This is a genomic window from Duganella sp. Dugasp56 (genome assembly GCF_047304105.1).
Taxonomy (GTDB): Bacteria; Pseudomonadota; Gammaproteobacteria; order Burkholderiales; family Burkholderiaceae_D; genus Rugamonas; species Rugamonas hordei.
In genome coordinates this window covers 1-19,554 of sequence record NZ_JBGLYQ010000075.1, presented here as the reverse complement: position 1 = coordinate 19,554, position 19,554 = coordinate 1, and the positions used below count along the sequence as shown (strand labels likewise).

The window sequence follows — 19,554 nt, the reverse complement described above, 5'->3', positions numbered from 1 at the left end:
CCCCCCCCCCCCCCCCCCCCCCCCCCCCCCTTTTTTTTACCCCCCCCCCCGGCGCCTACCCCCCTTCGCCTTTGTGTCGTGGGCTCGTAGATTTGTATAAGACACTGCCGCGACGCCGCCTGAGCGGCGGCGTCTCGCCGCCTTACTGGTAGGCGCCTATGCTCACCGGCGAGCGCGGCGTGCCCTCGATGTCGACCGACGGCGCGTAGGTGGTGGTGCCGGCGCCCTTGGCAGGCGAGCTGCTACGCAGGTGGAAGTCCGGCGTGCCGCTGCGGCTGTAGGCGACGAACTGCGGATCGGCGCTCACCGATGCCGCCGCCGTCAAGCCGTTGCGCAGGCTCACGTTGTAGCTGCTGTTCTGGTACACCAGGTTATTGTTGTAGGTGTTGTGGGTACCGGTCGAGCCCTGCTCGGAGATGCCGTAGGTATTGTCGTAGACGATGTTGTTGACCACGTGGGTGTAATCGTCCGGCGAGGTGCGGAAGTAGAAATCGCCGCCGCCGACAATGATGCCGGTATGGGAGTTGCTCACCGTATTGTTGGCGATGATGACATTGTTGGCGTCATGCCACAAGTGGATGGCCGCTTCCGCTACACGGTAGACGACATTGTTGACCACGCTGCCCGAGGTGCTGAGGTAGATACCCTGCACAAACGTGCAACCCGCAGGGCCGATATCGTGCACGACATTGCCTGTCACGTCGCCCGCCACGCCGTGATAGTAGGAGTCGACGCCGATCGCCGAGCCACCGTTGCTGTTGCAGCCGCTGAGCGCGATGTGGTGCACGTGGTTGTTGCGGATGGCATCGTAGGAACCGCCGTTGTAGATGCCGTGCTTCCACGCGGTGCTGGAGCTGCCGTCGACCTCGAAGCCGTTGATGTCGACGTAGTTGCCGCGGTTGTCCCAGCCCGTGTCGCTGCTGGAACCGGCCACCGGCACGATGCGCGCGCCCCATTTCGTCGTCGAGACGAAATAGATGCGTCCGCTTGCGGTGCCGCTGACGGTGGTCGTGAAACCGCCCGGGTAGGTGCCGGCCGCGACGTGCACGGTGGTGTCCGGACGCGCCAGCGCGGCCGCGCGGGCGATCGTCTTCAGCGGCGAGCCCTGGGCGCCGGAGTTGCTGTCCGAACCGGTGGTGGCCACGTACAGGTGGTTGGCGGTGGCCGGGACTGGCGTCGGCGTCGGCGTTGGAGTCGGGGTCGGGGTCGGTGTCGGCGTTGGGGTTGGAGTCGGCGTTGGGGTTGGCGTCGGCGTCGGCGTCGGCGTCGGAGTCGGCGTGGTGCCGACATACTCATACGCGCCGATATCGCCGGCGCCGCCGGACGGACGCGCCACTCCGTCCAGATCGGCCGGCGGCAGATCGGTCGCCAGCGCCCTGTTGATCGCCGGCGACGTCGACTGCAGATGATAATTTCCACCGCCGGTGCGCACGTAATTGACGAACTGCGGCGGCGCCGCCACCGTCGCCACCGCGAAACTCTTGCTGAGCAAGAAAGCATAAGCAGTCTGCAAGTACATCAGATTATTGCTGTAGGTGTTGTGCGCGCCAAGGTTGCCCAGCTCTATCACGCCGTAAACGGTGTCGTACACGATGTTGTTGGAAACGCGGGAGTAATCGCCGGCCGTCGTGGCATGGTAGTAATCGCCGCTCCCCACCACGATACCGGTATAGGAGGCGAAGATCGTGTTATTCGTCACATTGACGCGCGATGCGTCATGCCACAGATTGACGGCCGCGTTCGACACGCCATAGATCAGGTTGTTCTTGACGTCGCTGTCGGCGGTATTGACGTAGACCCCGTACATGGTCTTGCAGCCGCTGGCGCCGATGTCGTGCACGACATTGGCCAGCACGTCGTTGCTGGCGCCGCTGTAATAGCTGTCGGAACCGATGCCGCCGCCGGAGGCGCAGGCGCCCTGCCCGATGTGGTGCACATGGTTGCCCTGCAGCGCGGCAAACGAGCCGCCCGTGTAGAGCCCGGTGCTCCAGCGCGTGCCGGCCTGCACCGCGCTGCCGTCGACTTCGAAGCCGACGATGTCGACGTAGCTGCCGCGGTTGTCCCAGCCGAAAGCCGACGACGAACTGGCCGGCGGCACGATCTTCGCGCCCCACTTGGTATCCGACACATAGCGTATCCGCGCCGTCGCCGTGCCGCTGGCGCGGGTGACGATGCCGCCCGCATAGCGGCCCGCCGAGACGTGCACCACGGTGCCGGCCGTGGCGGATTGGGCAGCTCTGGCGATCGTCAGGAATGGCGCCGCCTGCGTGCCCGGATTGCTGTCCGAGCCGGTCGTGGACACGTATAAGGCAGAGGTCGCCACAGCGTCGTTGTAGCTGACGCTGGCGGCAAGCTGAGCCGGTGGTGACACCGTGGAGGTGGCGGCCAATTCGCCGCTCCCGCCGCCGCACGCGGCAAGCAGGACGGCGCATGCGCCGTAACCCACGATGTTGACATGTCCCTGCGACAGGTAGTTGACAGAATTTTTCATCAAACGTTCCTCGTTCATGAAGTGAATGAGGTAGGTTTGATTCAAATCAAATTCTATAGTTCAATGCTTTTAGAAAAAAATTCTGACAAGATTTATTTACGGCAGGAATAGCTGCCATCAGGCATCGCAAAGGCATCGCACCTAAGCGTCATTGAACACCACGCCATGGGGCGCGATGCCGGCCCGGTTGAGGCGCTGCACCGACTCGCTGAGCTCGGCTTCGGTGGTGACGCCGGCGCGCGCCACCAGGAACACGGCGCCGGCCTGCGCGCCGATGAGCAAGGCGTCGGCGGCGGCCAGCACCGGCGGCGCCGTCATCAGCACCACGTCGTAGCGCGCGTCCAGCGCGGCCAGCAGCAGCGCCAGGCGGCGCGGCTGCAACAGCTCGGTCTGCTGTGGCGCGGCGCTGCCAGCCGGGATGAAATCGAGCCAGGGGGCGACGTTGTGGCGCACCGCCTGGTGCGGCTGCAGCGTGCCGGCCAGGCATTCGGCCAGGCCGCCGGCGCGGTCGACGCCGAACTTGTCGTGCAGGCGGCCGTCGCGCAGGTCGGCGTCGATCAGCAGCGTGCGCTTGCCGCCGGCCGCCAGCAGCAGCGCCAGGTTGACCGACACGAACGACGCGCCCACCCGCGCGGTCGGCCCCACGCAGCTGACGATGTTGTTGCGGCTGTGCGGCAGCACGAACAGCAAGGTGGCGCGGAAGGCGCGCAGGCTCTCGGCGGCGGCGTCGTCGGGCGCCGCCTGCGCCAGCAACAGCGGCGCCTGCTTGCGCGCCTGGCGCCGCAGCTTGTCCTGGCTGCGGCTGTGCGGGATCGTCGCATGCACCGTGTGCGTGCCCAGCATCGCCTCGATGCGCTGCGGATCGTCGATGCCGCCGCGCACGGCCCGGCTGGCAAAGGCCAGCAGGGCCCCGGCGAACACCCCCGTCACCAGCCCCAGCAGCACGATCAGCGGCCGGTTCGGCTTCAGCGCGCGCTCCGGCGCCACCGGCATGTCGACCAGCCGCACGTTGCTGATGCGCCCGACCGCCATCACCCGCAGCTGCTGCGCCGTGTTCAGCAGCGCCGTGTACAGGTCGCTGGTGACCTTGACGTCGCGCACCAGCCGCGACTGCTCCTGCTCCAGCAGCGGCAGCTTCTTGATGCGCACCTCCAGCTCGGTGAGCTCGCGGTTCGATTCGCGCAGCTGCTGGTTCAGCGCCTGCAGCACCGGATGCTCGTCGGTGTAGCGCCCCAGCAGCTCGGTGCGCTTCTGGACCAGCGCGCTGCGGCGCGCCTGCGCGGCGGTCTTGCTGTCGAGCGCGATGCGCACCTCCTGCTCCATGTTGATCGTCTCCTGGGCGCTGCGGAAGCCGTTGTAGCGGGCCTCGGCGGTCTCCAGCTGTTCGCGCAGCGCCGGCAGCTGGTGGTCGAGGAAGGCCAGCGTCTTCTCGGCCTCCTCGGTGCGGCGCGCCAGGTTCTGCCGCATGTATTCGCTGCCGATCTGGCTCAGCGTCGCATACACCTGCTGCGCATCGGGCCCCTGCAGCCGCACCTCGATCACGCCGGACTGCTTGCCCTGCTCGGCGATCTGCAGCGCCCGCTGCACCTGCTCCAGCGCCGCCAGCCGCGTGGTGCGGCGCAGGACGAAGCGCACGCCGGGATTGCCGCGCAGCCGCGTCACCAGCAGCTCGACCGCGCCGCCGTCACCATTCGCCCGCGCCAGCGTGCCCACCCTGCCCTCGATCAGCACCCGCCCGCCGCCGTCGCTCAAACGGTAGCGTTCGCCGCCCAGCGCGGTGACGGTGTAATCGCGGTTGTACATGCCGTCGGGCACCTCGAAGCGCGCGACCTCCAGCTTTTCCGCGCCCCACGCGTAGCCGCCGTAGCCGAACAGCCCCGGCTCCGACAGCCGGCCACCGCCGCGCGCGGCGATCCATTCGCCACCCAGCGGAAAATAACGCGGCGTGGCCTGGATGTACAGCCGCAACGTGTCGACCGCCCGCGTCACCACCATGCGCGAGTGCAGCAACTCCATTTCCGCGATCGCCGCCTTCTTGGTCTCAAACAACGACGACACGTCGTTGAGGATGTTCTTGGACGCGTTCGGGTTGTCCTCCTCCACGTGCAGCAGCATGTTGGCCTCGTACACCGGCCGCGCCGCCAGCGCGTACAGCAGCGCCGACAGCGTGCACAGCAGCGCCACCGACACGATCAGCCAGCGGCAACTGTACAGCACCCGGAAATACGCGCGCCACGGCAGCGCGCCCGGCTCCGGTTCCGGCGGCGGCGCCACCCGCTCGATCAGCTGGGCCGGCGCGGCCACGCCGCGCAGCGGACGCAGCAGCGAGGAAGACGAGGAGTCATGGGGATCGTTCATGGCGCGCTCACGGACGGGTTGCGCCGACGGCCGACGACAGCTCGCCGGGGAACAGCTGGCTGATGGCGCGGTGCCAGTTGGCCAGGCCCGACGAGGCCACGTACACGACATCGCGCGGCTGCAGCTCGAAGCGCTCGGCCAGCGCCAGCGCCTGCGCCGGCCGCGCGTCCAGCCGGTACACGCGCGGCCCCTGCGGGCTCTGCCGCACCACATAGACCTGGCCGGAATCGGCGCTCTGCGGATTGAGGCCGCCGGCCTCGCCCAGCGCCTCGTTCAGGGTCAGCCGGCCGTCGTGCATGGTCAGCGCGCGCGGCGTCAGCACCTCGCCGGCGACAAACACCTTGCTCTCGTCGCGCGGCGGCACCCGCACGATGTCGCCGTCGGCCAGCATCAGCACGGCCGGATGGCGGCCGCCGGCCAGGGTGCGCAGCAGGTCGATGCGGTGGCGCTGGCCGCCGCGCTCGACCGTGATGCGGCTCTGGTCGGCGCTCGGCAGCAGGCCGCCGGCGCGGTTCAGCGCCTCCAGCAGCGTCATCGGGATATCGTTGATGGCCTGCAGACCCGGCGCCTTGACCTCGCCGTCGATATACACGCGCTGGCTGCGGTAGGCCTGCACGCTGAGCGTGACGCGCGGATCGCGGAAGTAGCGCGCCAGCCGCGTGGCCAGCAGCGTGCGCGCCTGCTCGCGCGTCAGCCCGGCCAGCGTGATGGTGCCGGCGAACGGGAAGTTCAGCTGGCCTTGCTGGTCGACCACGAAGTTGGCGGCCGGCGGCCCCTGCACGTAGGCGTCGGCGCTCAGGTCGCGGGCGACGGCGCCGGTCAGCTCGGGATGGTCCCAGACGGTGATCGCCAGCACGTCGCCGGGGCCGATGTGGTAGGCGCCGTCGGTCGAGGTCCCCGCCGGCGCCGGCACGTCCGGCACCGGCGGCGCGCTGGCGCGCTGGCGTTCGGCGTCGAGCAGCTGCGGCGTGATCGCGATGACGGCCGCTTCGTCCGTCGCCGACGCGCTGTGCAGGTCGCCCGCGCAGCCGGACAGCACGCACAGGCAGAACAGCAGCAAAAAAAAGATACGGCACAAACCGGACAAACGGAAAGTAGACATGGCGGCCACCGTGGCTCGGAACTAGGTTCAGAGTAGATGGGCGCCCGGCAGGCGGCCTTGTTGCAGATCAAACGCGCGGCTAAGCGAGCAGGCAGGCGTCGCGCGGCGGCACAGGCTGCGTCTGCTGCTTGAGCAGCAGCTGGCGCAGCTGCTCGGCCGGCAGCGGACGGCTGAACAGATAGCCCTGCATCTCGTCGCAGCCGTTCTCGCGCAGGAAGCTGCGCTGCTGCTCGGTCTCCACGCCCTCGGCGATCACGCGCAGCTTGAGCCGGTGCGCCAGGCCGATGATGGAGCTGGCGATGGCTTCGTCGCCCTCGCTGCAGCCCAGGTCGCGCACGAAGGACTTGTCGATCTTCAGCGTGCTGATCGGGAACGACTTCAGCGCCGACAGGCTGGAGTAGCCGGTGCCGAAGTCGTCGATCGACAGCGACACGCCCATCGCCCGCACCGCCGCCATCTTGTCCACCGCCTGCTGCAGGTCGCGCATGATGACGCCCTCGGTCACCTCCAGCTCCAGCCATTCCGGCGCCAGGCCGCTCTGCGACAGCGCCAGCGCCACGCGCTCGACCAGCCGCTGCTCCTCGAACTGGCGCGGCGACACGTTGACCGAGATCCGCAGCGGCGCCAGCCCGGCGTCCTGCCACGCGCGGTTCTGGCGGCAGGCCGTCTGCAGCACCCACTCGCCCAGCGCGACGATCATGCCGCTCTCCTCGGCCAGCGGAATGAAGCGGTCCGGCCCGATGAAGCCGTGCTCCGGATGTTCCCAGCGCACCAGCGCCTCGACGCCGAACACGCGGCCGGTGCGCAGGTCCACCTTGGGCTGGTAGACCAGGCGGAACTGGTCGTCGTCCAGCGCGCCGCGCAAGCCCTCCAGCAGCACCAGCTTTTCCTCGATGCTGGCGTTCATGCCGCGGGTGTAGAACTGGCAGTTGTTCTTGCCCAGCTCCTTGGCGCGGTACATGGCGGTGTCGGCGTGCATCAGCAGCGTGCCGGCGTCGGCGCCGTCGTCCGGATAGACCGCCACGCCGATGCTGCAACTGACCTGCACTTCCTGCCCGCCCAGCATGATCGACTCGAGCACCGCCTCGCGCACCCGCTCCAGCACCGACGCGGCGGCCGCGCCGTCGTCCGGCTCGGTCAGCACCAGCACGAACTCATCGCCGCCGAAGCGGCCGACGGTGTCGCCGGCGCGCAGGCAGCCGCTCATGCGCTCGGCCACCACCTTCAGCAATTCGTCGCCGGCGTTGTGGCCCAGGCCGTCGTTGACCAGCTTGAAGCCGTCCAGGTCGATGAACGCCACCGCCACCGCGCCGCCGCTGCGCTGCGCCTGGGCGATCGTCATGTCGAGGCGGTCGCCGATCAGGCTGCGGTTCGGCAGGCCGGTCAGCGTGTCGTGGTGGGCCAGGTGCAGCATGCGCTCCTCGGCCAGCTTGCGCTCGCTGATGTCGCGCACGATGGCGACGATGCCGCCTTCGACCGGCACCACCTGCTGGTGCAGCCAGCGCGCGCGCAGCTGCGGTATCGTGCTTTCCCATTCCTGCTCGTGCACGCCGCCGACCCGCGTCACATGCACCAGGTGGGCGAACAGGCCGGTCTCGCGCGCCTGCGGCATCAAGCCGCACAGCGTCATCTCGCACAGCCGGCTCTTGCTGAAGCCGGTCATTTTCTCGGCCCGCGAATTGGCGTCGACGAACATGAAATCGATGATCTCGCCGCCCACGTCGCGCACCTCGCGCATGACGAAGAAGGCGTCCAGGCTGGCCGCCGACGCCGCCGCATAGGTTTCCTGCGCGCGCCGCACGCGGGCGCGGTTGCGCGCGCCCTGCCACGACCACAGCCACAGCAAGGCGGTGCTGGCCAGCAGCACCGCGCTGACCACCGCCGCCTGGATCAGCTTTTCGCGGCGCTGGCGCTCGAAGCCGGCCATCAATTCGCCCTCCGCCAGGCCGACCACCACGTTCAGCCCCACGCCGTGCAGCTCGCGCATGCCCATGTAGCGGCGCATGCCTTCAAAGCTCGCGATCGCCCCGGCCGGCTTGTCCATGCGCTGGCCGAACGACAGCTTGTCGCCGATGCGCAGCGAGCGCACCACGCCGTCGCCGCCGACCAGGCCCAGCATGCCGTACTCGCCGAGCCGGCTGCGTTCGTAGCTGCTGGTGAAATAGGCCGGATCGGTTTCGACGATGACGATGCCGGCGAAATTGCCGGCATCGTCGTCGAGCCGGCGGGTGAAGTGCAGATGCCATTCGGTGTTGGCGGCGTCGCGCGTGGCCTGGCTGACGTAGGTGCCGCCGCTGTCGCGCTCCTGGTGGAACTTGAAGTACGCCTGGTCGGCCACCGAGATCGGCAGCGCCTGCGGATTGCTGGCCACCGTCATGCCGCTGCGGTCGACGATGCTGACCACGAACACCACGCCCGGCGGCAGCAGGCCCTCGCGCCCCAGCTCCGGCAGCGCGCCCAGCGCGCCCTTGCGCTCGACGGCGTACTTGAGCACGCGCAGCGTCTGGTCGATGCCGTCCAGGCTGCGCGCCACCTGCGCCTCGTAGGTGCCCAGCATGTCGCGCAGCGAATCGGCCGCCGCCTCGCGCGCGTGGATGCGCTCGACGGCGATCTCCTGGTACGCCACCACCCAGATCGCCACCAGCAGCAGCAAGGCGAACAGCGGCAGCGAGAAGTGCGTGTCCAGCCCGCGCCGCAGCCAGCGCGCGCGCAGCGTGTCGGCTTTGTGGGTGGCGTCGGTAGCGGTATTCAAGGGGTCACCAGCACAGCCTTGACGCTGGCGTCCAGCGCGCTGCGGTCGATGTAGCCTATCATCGACGGATTGTCGGCCACCATCCTGCGCACGGCGGCGCTGCTGGCCAGTTCGCGCGGCGGCTGGCCGCGTCCGGTGAACACCATCTTGGTCCAGTAAGCCTTCATCAGCGCCGGCGACCTGGCCGCCACCCTGCTATAGAACTCGTCGCGCAGCGGGCTGCCCAGCGGCAGGTCGAGCGCCACCGCCTCGTCGCCGCCGGGGAAGCGCCCGGTCTGCGCCAGGAAGATGTCGACGACCTGCTCCGGGCGCAGCACCGACAACGGATTGCGCGCCGAGACGATGACCACCAGTTCAGCCGAGCGCGCGCCGCCGGCCGCCGACAGCAGAAGCAGCGGCAGCAGCGACAGCGCCAGCAGCCGTCGGAGTGTCAGTGGAAGAGCGTGCATGGCAGCCCCCTCAGAACACGAAGTCCAGCGCGGCGCTGAACACGCCGACCGGGCGCCCCGAGCGGAAGCCCGGCAGCACGTTGATGAAGGTGCCGTTCGAGCCCTGCCGCGGCGTCAGGCGGTCGTACTGCAGCTTGAGCGCGTAGTTGGCGCGCCAGTCCCAGCGCGCGCCGACGGTCACGCTGCGCTGGCGCGGGATGGTCGCCAGCAGCTCGTTCAGGCCCGCGTTCAGTTGCGCGCCGGCGGCCGCCAGCGGCGGCGGCAGCTGGCCCAGACTGAGCCCGGCGCTGCCGGTCTCCGTGTTCGCGTGCGAGACGGCGTAGCCCACGTACGGCGTGATGTCGCCGTAGCGGTAGCCGGCGCTCAGGTAGGCGACGGTCTTGTCGCCGAGGTAGGAACGGGCGTTCATGCGGCCGATCTCGCCCATCAGGAACCAGGCGCCGGGATCGTAGTTGAAGCCGATGGTGACCACATCCGCGCGCTTGGCCCGGACGTCATAGCGCTCCGTCAGCGCCACACCCTGGGGCCCGAACAGCGCCATGCCGTCGAACAGCTCGCGCGCAATGTCCACCGACAGCTCGGTCGTCATCGCGCTGGCGCGCACCGTCAGGTTGCCGCAGGTGGTGGTGTCGGACAGGCCGATCAGCGCGCGCGCCTTCGCCTTCGCCTGCGCCGTGATGTCGATGGTGGTGCCGCCGAAAAAGACCTGGGTGACATGGTTGACGTCGCCGGTGCTCCAGCGGTAGCTGGCGTCGACGCCGTCGCTGTTGCTGATCGGGATGCTGCCGTACACCTCCACCGGCGGCCGCACCCACGGCAGCGCATAGCCGGCCTTGCGGTAGTCGCCGGCCAGGAACAGCGGCAGCGCGATGCGGCCCAGCCGCACGCTCAGGTCCGGCGTGGCCTGGTATTTGACGTTGGCCCACTCCACCGCCGGCGTGTAGCCGTTCTCCAGCGTGCGTTCGGACACCAGCTGCAGCACCGCCGACCATGAGCTGTTCAGGTTCAGGCCCAGCTGCATGCCGATGCGGCTGTCGACGTTGGCGCTCCACTCGCGGCTGCGGCCGGCGGTGCCCGGATTGAGTACGTTGGCCGTGAAGTCCGCCTGGTTGTCGTTGCTGCGGACCACGCCCAGCGTGCCGTAGCCGCCGAAGGTCCACAACGGCGCGCCGTCGGCCGCCGCTCCGGGCGCGGCATCGCCTGCCCGGGCGATACAGCAGCCCAGCATGAGGATGGCCGCCATGGCGGCGCGCGTCGGAGAAAAATCAGCGGTCATTCGTGGTCCTGTCTATCGTGTTCACACGGCGGCCCGCCAGATACTGCATGTCGAGCAGGCGCACAGGCGCCATCGCGCACCGCTGCGGCGGGCGTCCGGTCTCGACTAGGTGGGAGGGTCTTGGCTAGGTGCCGTTCCGAAGAACTGCATCGGATACAACCACTTTATACTTCCTTAAAGCAACTGTCGATGGATTAGAGCAAGATACCAAGAATTCTATCGAAAAACCACAATTCTCAATAATCAAATGACAAATCAGCTGTCATTTAATCATCGAATATATTGCACGGCTGGCTACGTTATGCGGGTATCAACGCCCGCCTGCAGGCTGGAAAACAACGTTTCCACAAAGTCCACAAACACCTTGATTTTGGCCGCGCGCTGCTGCCGCTGCGGATACAGCACCGACACGTCCGGCCCGGCCGCCTGCCATGGTTCCAGCAGCGGCACCAGCGCGCCGCTGCGCAGCGGTTCGATCAGCGACACCGACAGGTGCTGGACGATGCCGCCGCCCTGCACCGCCATCTCGATCAGCGATTCCACGTGATCCATCGCCACCACGCCGCGCGGCGTGGTGGTGAACGGCTGGCCGTCCTGCTGGAACGCCCACGGCCGCAGCTGGCGTGCCTTCGGATAGACGAAATTCAGGCAGGGAAAATCATTGAGCTCGTCCGGATGCCCGGGACGGCCGTGGCGGGCGATGAAGTCCGGCGCGGCGCAGCAGATGTAGCGGTTCTTGTAGATACCGCGCCCGACCAGCCCCGAATCGGACAGCTCGCCGATGCGCAGCATGACGTCCACGCCCTCGTCCACCATGTCGATCAGCCGGTCGCTGGCCGTCAGGCGCACGCTCAGTTCCGGAAAGGCGGCCAGGAAGCGCGGCAGCGCCGGCGCCACGATCTGGCGCGCCAGGATGCCCGGCATGTCGACCCGCAGGCTGCCGCGCGGCGCCTGCAGGGCGTCGCTCATGCCGCTTTCCAGATCCGCCATGTCGTCGAGCAGGCGGCGCGCCTGTTCGACGCAACGCCGGCCCTCGTCGGTCAGCGACATGCTGCGGGTGGTGCGGTTCAGCAGCTTGACGCCGAAATGCGCCTCCAGCGCTCCGACCTGGTGGGTCACCGAGGACGTCGAAATCCCCAGCCTGGCGGCGGCCCGGCTAAAGCCGCCGGCATCGACCACGGCACAAAACACCTTCAACGCATCCAGCCTGTCCATCCCGCTCCCCGTGCTCCCCATGTGTGCAGCGATTCTAGCCGGATTACGGATTATTCGCGATTCGGGGATTCTGCATGCCGGCCGGCCCGCTTTTTCCGCAAGCCGTGCCGGGCCAGAATGGCTGCATCAACCAACCACCCGGAGTCCCGCCATGAAAACCATGCAAGCCGTCGTACTCAATGCCGCCGCCGCCCCGCTGACCAACCAGCAGATCGCCCGCCCCATCGCCGCCGCCGGCCAGGTGCTGGTGCGCGTGATCGCCAGCGGCGTCAATCCGCTGGACACCAAGATCGCCGCAGGCAAGGCCGATCACGCCCAGGTGCGACTGCCCGCTGTGCTGGGAATCGACATCGCCGGCATCGTCGACAGCGTCGGCGACGGCGTCGAAGGCTTTGCCGCCGGAGACCACGTCTACGGCATGACCGGCGGCATCGGCGGCGTGCAAGGCTCGCTGGCGCAGTACGCGGCGGTGGACGCCAGCCTGCTGGCCAGGGTGCCCTCGAACCTGTCGATGCGCGAAGCGGCCGCGCTGCCGCTGATCTTCATCACCGCCTGGGAAGGCCTGGTCGACCGCGCCCGCGTCGGCGCCGGCATGAAGGTGCTGGTGCACGGCGGCGCCGGCGGCGTCGGCCACATGGCGGTGCAGCTGGCTGTGTCGCGCGGCGCCGTCGTCTACGCCACCGGCAGCGCCGAACAGCGCGGGGCGATCGAGAAAATGGGCGCCACCTTCATCGACTACCGTGGCGCCACGGTCGAGGAGTACGTCCGGCAGCACACCGATGGCGAAGGCTTCGACGTGGTCTACGACACCGTCGGCGGCGCCACGCTGGACGCCTCGTTCCGCGCCGCGCGCCAGTACCACGGCCACGTGGTCAGCTGCCTGGGCTGGGGCACGCACGCGCTGGCGCCGCTGTCGTTCCGCGCCGCCACCTACTCGGGCGTGTTCACGCTGCTGCCGCTGCTGTCCGGCAAAGGCCGCGCGCACCACGGCGAGATCATGAGGGAAGCGAGCGCGCTGGCCGCCGCCGGCAAATTGAAAGTGATGCTGGACCCGACGCCCTACACGCTGGACGCGCTCAGCGTCGGCGCCGCCCACGCCGCGCTGGTCGGGGGCACGGCGCGCGGCAAGGTGGTGGTGCAGGTGAGCCTGGATTAAGGCGTCAGCGTATCGGCCTCGCCGAACGAGGCCGGCGGCGCGAAGCGCATGCCAGGATTGGCGAACATCTTCACCGGCTTGGTCGTATCGTCCTTGATAAAGCCGAACTGGCCCGGGTCGTACTGGTAGGCGCCGGAGCGGTTGACGATGGAGATGCCGCCGCTGCTGACATGCACGTGCAGGCCGGGATCGAGTCCGGTGGATGGATCGACGTCGCCCTTGCCGGTCAGGTATTCGAGGAAGAAAGTCGTGCCGCGTAGGCCGATGGTGGCGCTCGGCGTCTTGACCGCGAACTTCTCCTTGTTGCGCTTGCCGAGGATGCCGGTCAGCGAACGCAGGCCGCCCTTGACCAGCGTGAACGCCGCGCTGTCGGCCTCCGGCCTGGCGCCGTCGAAAGAAAACTTGTCGATGACGAGCGTGGTGCCGGGCTTCATCGTCAACTCGCTGTTGTCGATGAAGCGCACCATGGCCCAGGCGCCGGCGGTGGTCACCAGCGTGTCGCCGCTCTCCACTTCCGACTGCGCCTTGAGCGGCTTGACCACGCCGGCCGCCGAGCGCGCGCTCATCGCACCGCTCACCTGCACCACCACGCCGGCCACCTGCGCCGCAACAGCAACTGCGGCGGCGCTCCACAGCAGCAGCGCCGCCAGCCACGCCGCCAGCCATTTATGTATCCGCATGCTCCACCGTCCGAAAATTTAATCCGGTGTTTATACCACGGATACAGCCTCTTCGTGGTCACGCCGGCGGCGCCGTAAACAGTGCTACATTGGCAGGATTCAATCCATTTGATCACTTCATGCCGGCACGCGTCCGGCCTAAAATCGATGCATTGATCATCAAACGGAATCGACTACATCATGAGAACCAGACTGCTGCCCGCATCCTTCTTCGCGCTCACGCTGGGGCTGGCCGAAACCGGCAACGCCTGGCGCTTCGCCCACAATCTCTGGTCGCTGCCGCCGCTGGCCGGCGAGGTGCTGCAGGCGCTGGCCGTGCTGTCCTTTGCCGTTTTCATCTGCCTGTACGTCCACAAATGGATGGCGCACCGCGCCGCCGCCGTGGCCGAGACGCGCGATCCGGTGCAATCGGCCTTCCTGGCGCTGATACCGGAATCGGTGATCCTGATCGCATTGGCGCTGCAGCCCTACTGGCCGGACGCCGCCAGGCTGGCGTTCTGGCTCGGCTCCGCCGCCAACCTGCTGTACGGCGCCTGGCGCCTGGCCGCGCACTGGAGCAGCCAGCGCGACGCCGCCCAGATCGTGCCGCCGCTGTTCCTGCCCTACACCGCCAGTGTGCTGGTCAACGCGCTGGCGGCCGGCGTGTTCGGCTACATCGATTACGGCTGGATGCTGTTCGGCGTCGGCGCCATCTCGTGGATCGTGCTCGATTCGGCCATCACGCACCAGCTGATGACGGGTGGCCTGGCCGACAAGAGCCGCAACTTCATGGGCATCTACAGCGCGCCGCCGGTGGTGGCGCTGGTGGCTTATCAAGTGCTGGCGGGCGCCGATGCCCACAGCGCCGTCACGTTCGCGCTGGCCGGCTATGCGCTGTTCGTCTTCGCCGGAATGGCCTTCGCCTCCCGCTGGCTGGCGCGGCAGGACTTCGCCCCCGGCTACTGGGCCTATACCTTCGGCCTCGCCACGCTGGGCCAGGGCTTGATGCTGATGGCCGGCCATGGCCGCGTGCTGGAGGCCGTCGCGGCGATCGTCTTCGCCGCCACGCTGCTGCTGGTGCTGTATGTGGCGGCCCGGTCGCTGCTCCTGCTGTCGCGCGGCAGCTACTTCCCGCCCGCTCCGGCTCCAGCAACGGCGGCGATGGGCGGCGCATCTTGAAGACCGTCGCGCTGCTGCTGTTCCCCGGCGTGCAGTCGCTGGATGTCTCCGGTCCGATGGACGTTTTCGCCGAAGCGAACACCTTCCTCGCGCCGGACCAAGGCTACCGGCTGGTCACCGTCGGCACGGCCCCCTACCCGATCCGCGCCTCCAACGGCCAACGGCTGGGCGCCGACCATGGCCTCGACGACGCCGCCGCCTCCTTTGCGGATTTCGACACGGTGCTGGTGGCCGGCGGCCCCGAACTGGCGCTGCAGGCGGACAACCCACAGCTGTCGGCCTGGCTGCGCAAGATGACGCAGGAAGTGCCGCGCTACGGTTCGATCTGCACCGGCGCCTTCCTGCTGGGCCGCGCCGGACTGCTTGACGGCAAGCGCGTCACCACGCACTGGAGCGACGCCGCGCGGCTAGCGGCGCAATTCCCGCTGGCGCAGGTCGAGCATGACCGCATCCACGTGCGCGACGGCGCGCTGGTCACCTCGGCCGGCGTCACCGCGGGTATCGACCTGGCGTTGGCGCTGGTGGCCGAGGACCACGGTCCCGCCGTGGCGCTGGCCGCCGCCAAGCGCCTGCTGGTGCTGGCGCAGCGCCAGGGCGGACAATCGCAGTTCAGTCCCTACCTGAGCGACGCGCAGGCACCGGACGCGCTGGCGACGCTGATCCAGCGCTATGTGATGGAACACCTGGCCGAGTCGTTGTCGGTCGAGCACCTGGCCGACGTGGCAGGCATGAGCGCGCGCAATTTCGCCCGTCAGTTCGTCAGGGAGATGGCCGTCACGCCGGCGGAATTCGTGCAGCGCGCACGTATCGACGCCGCCCGCAACCTGCTGGAAGGTAGCGAACTGGCGCTGAAAACGGTCGCCTGGCGCTGCGGCTTCGGCAGCGCGGCGCGCATGCGCTTGGTGTTCTCGCAACGCTTCGGCGTCACGCCGGCTCAATACCGCGACAGCTTCCGGCTATGCCATAATTGATTTCCGCGCCGTCGTCCCTATCTAGTGGTATATGACCAAGCTGCCCACCGTCGATTTGTGGCAAGATTTTCACCCCGCCGTGGCGGCATGGTTCCGCTCGGCCTTCCCAAGCGCAACGGAAGCGCAGCGGCGCGCCTGGCCGCTGATCCGCAGCGGCCGTCCTGCGCTGATCGCCGCGCCGACCGGCTCGGGCAAGACGCTGACCGCCTTCCTGGCCGCGATCGACGCGCTGGTGGCCGAAAGCGGTTCTGGTCCGCTGCCCGACGAAACCCGGGTGCTGTACGTGTCGCCGCTGAAGGCACTGTCGAACGACATCCGCCTCAACCTGTTGGCGCCGCTGGAAGGCATCAGCCGCGAACTGGCCGCCCTCGGCCTGCCGGACCACGGCATCCGCAGCGCGGTGCGCACCGGCGACACCACGCAGACAGAACGCAACGCCATGCGCCGCCGCGCGCCGCACATCCTGGTGTCGACACCGGAATCGCTGTACGTGCTGCTGGGATCAGACAGCGGACGCGCCATGCTGTCCACCGTGCGCACGGTGATCATCGACGAAATCCACGCGGTCGCCAATAGCAAGCGTGGCAGCCACCTGGCGCTCAGCCTCGAACGGCTCGACGCGCTGTGCGCAAAGGCGCCGGTGCGGGTCGGCCTGTCGGCCACGCAAAGGCCGTTGTCGGCGGTGGCGGAATTCCTGGTCGGCGCCGGCGCCGATTGCGCGGTGGTCGATGTCGGCCACGTTCGGGCGCGCGATCTCGGCCTCGAGCTGCCGCCGGTGCCGCTGGAGGCGGTGATGCCAAACGAGGTATGGGAACGCGTCTACGACCGGCTGGCGGAACTGTCGGTGCTGCACAAGACCACGCTGGTGTTCGTCAACACGCGGCGCATGGCCGAGCGCATGGCGCGCCATCTGGGCGAACGGCTGGGCGCCGAACTGGTGGCGGCGCACCACGGCAGCCTGGCCAAGGAATACCGCCTCGATGCCGAGCAACGCCTCAAGGGTGGCGAGCTGCGGGTGCTGATCGCCACCGCGTCGCTGGAGCTGGGCATCGACATCGGCGACGTGGACCTGGTGTGCCAGATAGCGTCGCCGCGCGGCATCGCCTCGTTCCTGCAGCGGGTCGGCCGCTCCGGCCACCAGGTCGGCGGCCTGCCCAAGGGACGATTGTTCCCGACCTCGCGCGACGACCTGATCGAATGCGCCGCGCTGCTCGATTGCGTGCGTCGCGATGAACTCGACCTGCTGCACATTCCATCGGCGCCGCTGGACGTGCTGGCACAGCAGATCGTGGCCGAGGTGGCGTGCCGCGAGTGGAGCGAGGAGGAACTGTTCGCCATGGTGCGGCGCGCCTCGCCGTATGCGCAGCTGAAGCGCGAGCAATACGACGCGGTGATCCGCATGCTGGCCGACGGCTACACCGGCCGCAACGGCGTGCGCGGCTCCTACCTGCACCGCGACACGGTGGCCGGCGCGCTGCGCGGACGGCGCGGCGGCAAGCTGACCGCAGTCACCTCGGGCGGCACCATTCCCGACAACGCCGACTACTCGGTGGTGCTGGAACCGCAAGGCCAGATGGTCGGTACGGTGCACGAGGACTTCGCCGTCGAGAGCCTGGCCGGCGATGTTTTCCAGTTGGGGAATACGTCCTACCGCATCCAGCGCGTCGAGGCGGGCAAGGTGCGGGTCGAGGATGCGCACGGCGCGGCGCCGAACATTCCGTTCTGGCTGGGCGAGGCGCCGGGCCGCAGCGATGAATTGTCGATGGGCGTGGCGCGCCTGCGCGGCGAGATCGACCGCCTGCTGGACGGCGGCGGCGAGGCGGCCATCGAACGCGCTGTGGACTGGCTGTTCGAGCATCTCGGCTTGGCCGACGATGCCGCCCGCCAGATCGCCGAATACATGGCCCGCTCGCGCGCCGCACTGGGCGCGCTGCCGACCCGCGACACGCTGGTCATGGAGCGCTTCTTTGACGAATCGGGCGGCATGCAGCTGGTGATCCACACGCCGTACGGCAGCCGCATCAACCGTGCCTGGGGGCTGGCGCTACGCAAGCGCTTCTGCCGCAGCTTCAATTTCGAGCTGCAGGCGGCGGCCACCGAGGACGCCATCGTGCTGTCATTGTCGACCGCGCACAGCTTCCCGCTGGACGAGGTGTGGCGCTACCTGCGCTCGACCACCGCCGAGCACATACTGATACAGGCCCTGCTCGATGCGCCGCTGTTCAACGTGCGTTGGCGCTGGAACGCCACCACCGCCCTGGCGTTGCCGCGCTACGCGGGCGGACGCAAGGTGGCGCCGCAGCTGCAGCGCATGAAGAGCGACGACCTGCTGGCCTCCGTGTTCCCCGACCAGGCGGCGTGCCTGGAAAATATCGTCGGCGAGCGCGAGCTGCCCAGCCACCCGCTGGTCGACCAGACGCTGGACGATTGCCTGCACGAGGCGATGGACTGCGAGGGCTGGCTGGCACTGCTGCGCCGCATGGAAGCGGGCGAAGTGACGCTGCTGGCGCGCGACCTGCCGGCGCCGTCGCCGCTGGCGATGGAAATCCTGAACGCCCGTCCCTACGCCTTCCTTGACGACGCGCCGCTGGAAGAGCGCCGCACGCAGGCAGTCATCAACCGGCGCTGGACCGATCCGGCATCGACCGACGACCTGGGCGCGCTCGATGCGGACGCGATCGCCAGCGTGGCGGAAGAGGCCTGGCCGAATGTGCGCAACGCCGACGAGATGCATGAGGCCTTGATGTCGCTGGCCTGCATTACGTATGCGGAAGCATCTTCAAATGAAGGCTGGACGACGTGGCTGGATGCGCTGGCCGCCGGCGGACGCGCGACACGCATGCGCGGCGCCGGCGTCGACTTCTGGGTGCCGCTGGAGCGTCTGGCCTGTGTGCAGGCAGCGTATCCGCAGGCGCAGGCCACGCCGCCGCTGGTGCCGCCCGTCGACAACGACTGGACCGCCGATACGGCGCTGGTCGAAATCCTGCGCGCGCGCCTGAGCGGCTTCGGCCCCCAGACGGTAGCCGCCATCGCCGGCGCGCTTGGCCTGACGGCCGGCGCCGCCACCATCGCGCTGACGCAGCTGGAAAGCGAAGGTTATGTGATGCGCGGCCGCTTCACGCCCGGCGCCAAGATCGAGGAATGGTGCGAACGCCACCTGCTGGCGCGCATCCACCGCTACACGATCAAGAGCCTGCGCCGCGAAATCGAGCCGGTGGAGCGCCAGGACTTCATGCGCTTCCTGTTCGACTGGCAGCACCTGTCGCCGGACACGCAGCTGCACGGCGAAGATTCGCTGCCGCTGTTGCTGTCGCAGATGGAAGGCTACGAGGCGGCGGCCGGCGCGTGGGAAAGCGACCTGCTGACGCTGCGGCTGCAGGATTATTCCAAATCATGGCTCGATGACCTGTGCCGCGCGGGCAAACTGGTATGGACGCGCATCGGTGCGCCGTCCAGCGCTGCCGGCGGTCCGGTGCGCGGCACGCCGCTGGTGCTGCTGCCGCGCAGCCAGCTGGGGCTGTGGCATGCGCTACCGGTGGTGGCCGGGGAGATCGAGGTTTCGGCGCGCGCCGCGCGGGTGCTGGAGGCGTTGCGGCGCGACGGCGCCATGTTCTTCGACGAACTGGCGCACGATGCGCGCCTGCTGCCGGTGGAGCTGGAAAACACGCTGGGCGAGTTGGTGAATACGGGCCTGGTCAACGCCGACAGCTATGCCGGCCTGCGCGCGATGCTGCTGCCGGCGAACAAGCGCGCCAGCAACGACAAGCGCCGCCACCGGGGTGCCGCGCCGACGATGGAGGAAGCCGGCCGCTGGGCGCTGGTCCGGCGCGGCGACGGCGTCACTATCCGCGAGCGCGTCAGCGAGATAGCTGCGGGTCCGGCAACAGCAGTACCAGCAGCAGCTACAGTAACTGTAGCAGCCACCGACGCCAAACCCGCCCCCGCC

At 68.6% G+C, this 19,554-nt stretch carries 12 protein-coding genes; 4 read left to right on the top strand and 8 right to left on the bottom strand.

The genetic code is table 11. From position 1 onward, the window contains the following. Window positions 1-142: 142 nt before the first annotated feature. The 7 genes from ACCD07_RS30980 to ACCD07_RS30950 all read right to left on the bottom strand — a co-directional run bounded on the left by ACCD07_RS30980 (window position 143) and on the right by ACCD07_RS30950 (window position 11,643). Window positions 143-2,491 carry a choice-of-anchor Q domain-containing protein gene (locus ACCD07_RS30980; protein WP_413449550.1) on the bottom strand — a complete coding sequence of 783 codons (2,349 nt, stop codon included), beginning with the start codon at window positions 2,489-2,491 and terminating at the stop codon, window positions 143-145. Window positions 2,492-2,632: 141 nt separating this feature from the next. Continuing rightward, a complete protein-coding gene (locus ACCD07_RS30975) occupies window positions 2,633-4,849 on the bottom strand; it encodes a GNVR domain-containing protein (protein ID WP_413449549.1) in 2,217 nt (738 codons plus the stop codon). A gap of 7 nt (window positions 4,850-4,856) precedes the next feature. Continuing rightward, a complete protein-coding gene (locus ACCD07_RS30970) occupies window positions 4,857-5,951 on the bottom strand; it encodes a polysaccharide biosynthesis/export family protein (RefSeq protein WP_413449548.1) in 1,095 nt (364 codons plus the stop codon). A 79-nt stretch (window positions 5,952-6,030) separates the two neighbouring features. Continuing rightward, window positions 6,031-8,703: an EAL domain-containing protein gene (locus ACCD07_RS30965; protein WP_413449547.1), complete on the bottom strand. Its 2,673-nt coding sequence runs from the start codon at window positions 8,701-8,703 to the stop codon at window positions 6,031-6,033. Continuing rightward, entirely contained in the window at window positions 8,700-9,152 is a 453-nt protein-coding gene (locus tag ACCD07_RS30960; protein WP_413449546.1) for a phosphate ABC transporter substrate-binding protein, read from the bottom strand. The genes ACCD07_RS30965 and ACCD07_RS30960 overlap by 4 nt, the downstream gene beginning before the upstream one ends. Window positions 9,153-9,162: 10 nt before the next feature. Next, complete coding sequence (locus ACCD07_RS30955; RefSeq protein ID WP_413449545.1) at window positions 9,163-10,428, bottom strand: hypothetical protein; 1,266 nt, start codon at window positions 10,426-10,428, stop codon at window positions 9,163-9,165. Between the two features lie 294 nt (window positions 10,429-10,722). Next, the gene (locus ACCD07_RS30950) at window positions 10,723-11,643 is read right to left on the bottom strand and encodes a LysR family transcriptional regulator (RefSeq protein WP_176654015.1); all 921 of its coding nucleotides are present in this window, start codon (window positions 11,641-11,643) and stop codon (window positions 10,723-10,725) included. Between the two features lie 151 nt (window positions 11,644-11,794). Between ACCD07_RS30950 and ACCD07_RS30945 the strand changes: the two genes are divergently transcribed. Then, window positions 11,795-12,799: a zinc-dependent alcohol dehydrogenase family protein gene (locus ACCD07_RS30945; protein WP_413449544.1), complete on the top strand. Its 1,005-nt coding sequence runs from the start codon at window positions 11,795-11,797 to the stop codon at window positions 12,797-12,799. Here the strand turns inward: ACCD07_RS30945 and ACCD07_RS30940 are convergent. Then, window positions 12,796-13,479: a FecR domain-containing protein gene (locus ACCD07_RS30940; protein ID WP_413449543.1), complete on the bottom strand. Its 684-nt coding sequence runs from the start codon at window positions 13,477-13,479 to the stop codon at window positions 12,796-12,798. The genes ACCD07_RS30945 and ACCD07_RS30940 overlap by 4 nt on opposite strands. Window positions 13,480-13,659: 180 nt before the next feature. Here ACCD07_RS30940 and ACCD07_RS30935 point away from each other — a divergent pair, with 180 nt between their 5' ends. From ACCD07_RS30935 to ACCD07_RS30925, 3 genes are all read left to right on the top strand, one after another. Then, entirely contained in the window at window positions 13,660-14,637 is a 978-nt protein-coding gene (locus ACCD07_RS30935) for a hypothetical protein (RefSeq protein ID WP_413449542.1), read from the top strand. Further along, on the top strand, window positions 14,634-15,608 hold the full coding sequence (locus ACCD07_RS30930; protein ID WP_176654012.1) for a GlxA family transcriptional regulator: 975 nt from the start codon (window positions 14,634-14,636) through the stop codon (window positions 15,606-15,608). The genes ACCD07_RS30935 and ACCD07_RS30930 overlap by 4 nt, the downstream gene beginning before the upstream one ends. Before the next feature lie 31 nt (window positions 15,609-15,639). Further along, window positions 15,640-19,554, top strand: a 3,915-nt coding sequence (locus ACCD07_RS30925; RefSeq protein ID WP_413449541.1) for a DEAD/DEAH box helicase, incomplete at its 3' end; no start/stop codon positions are given.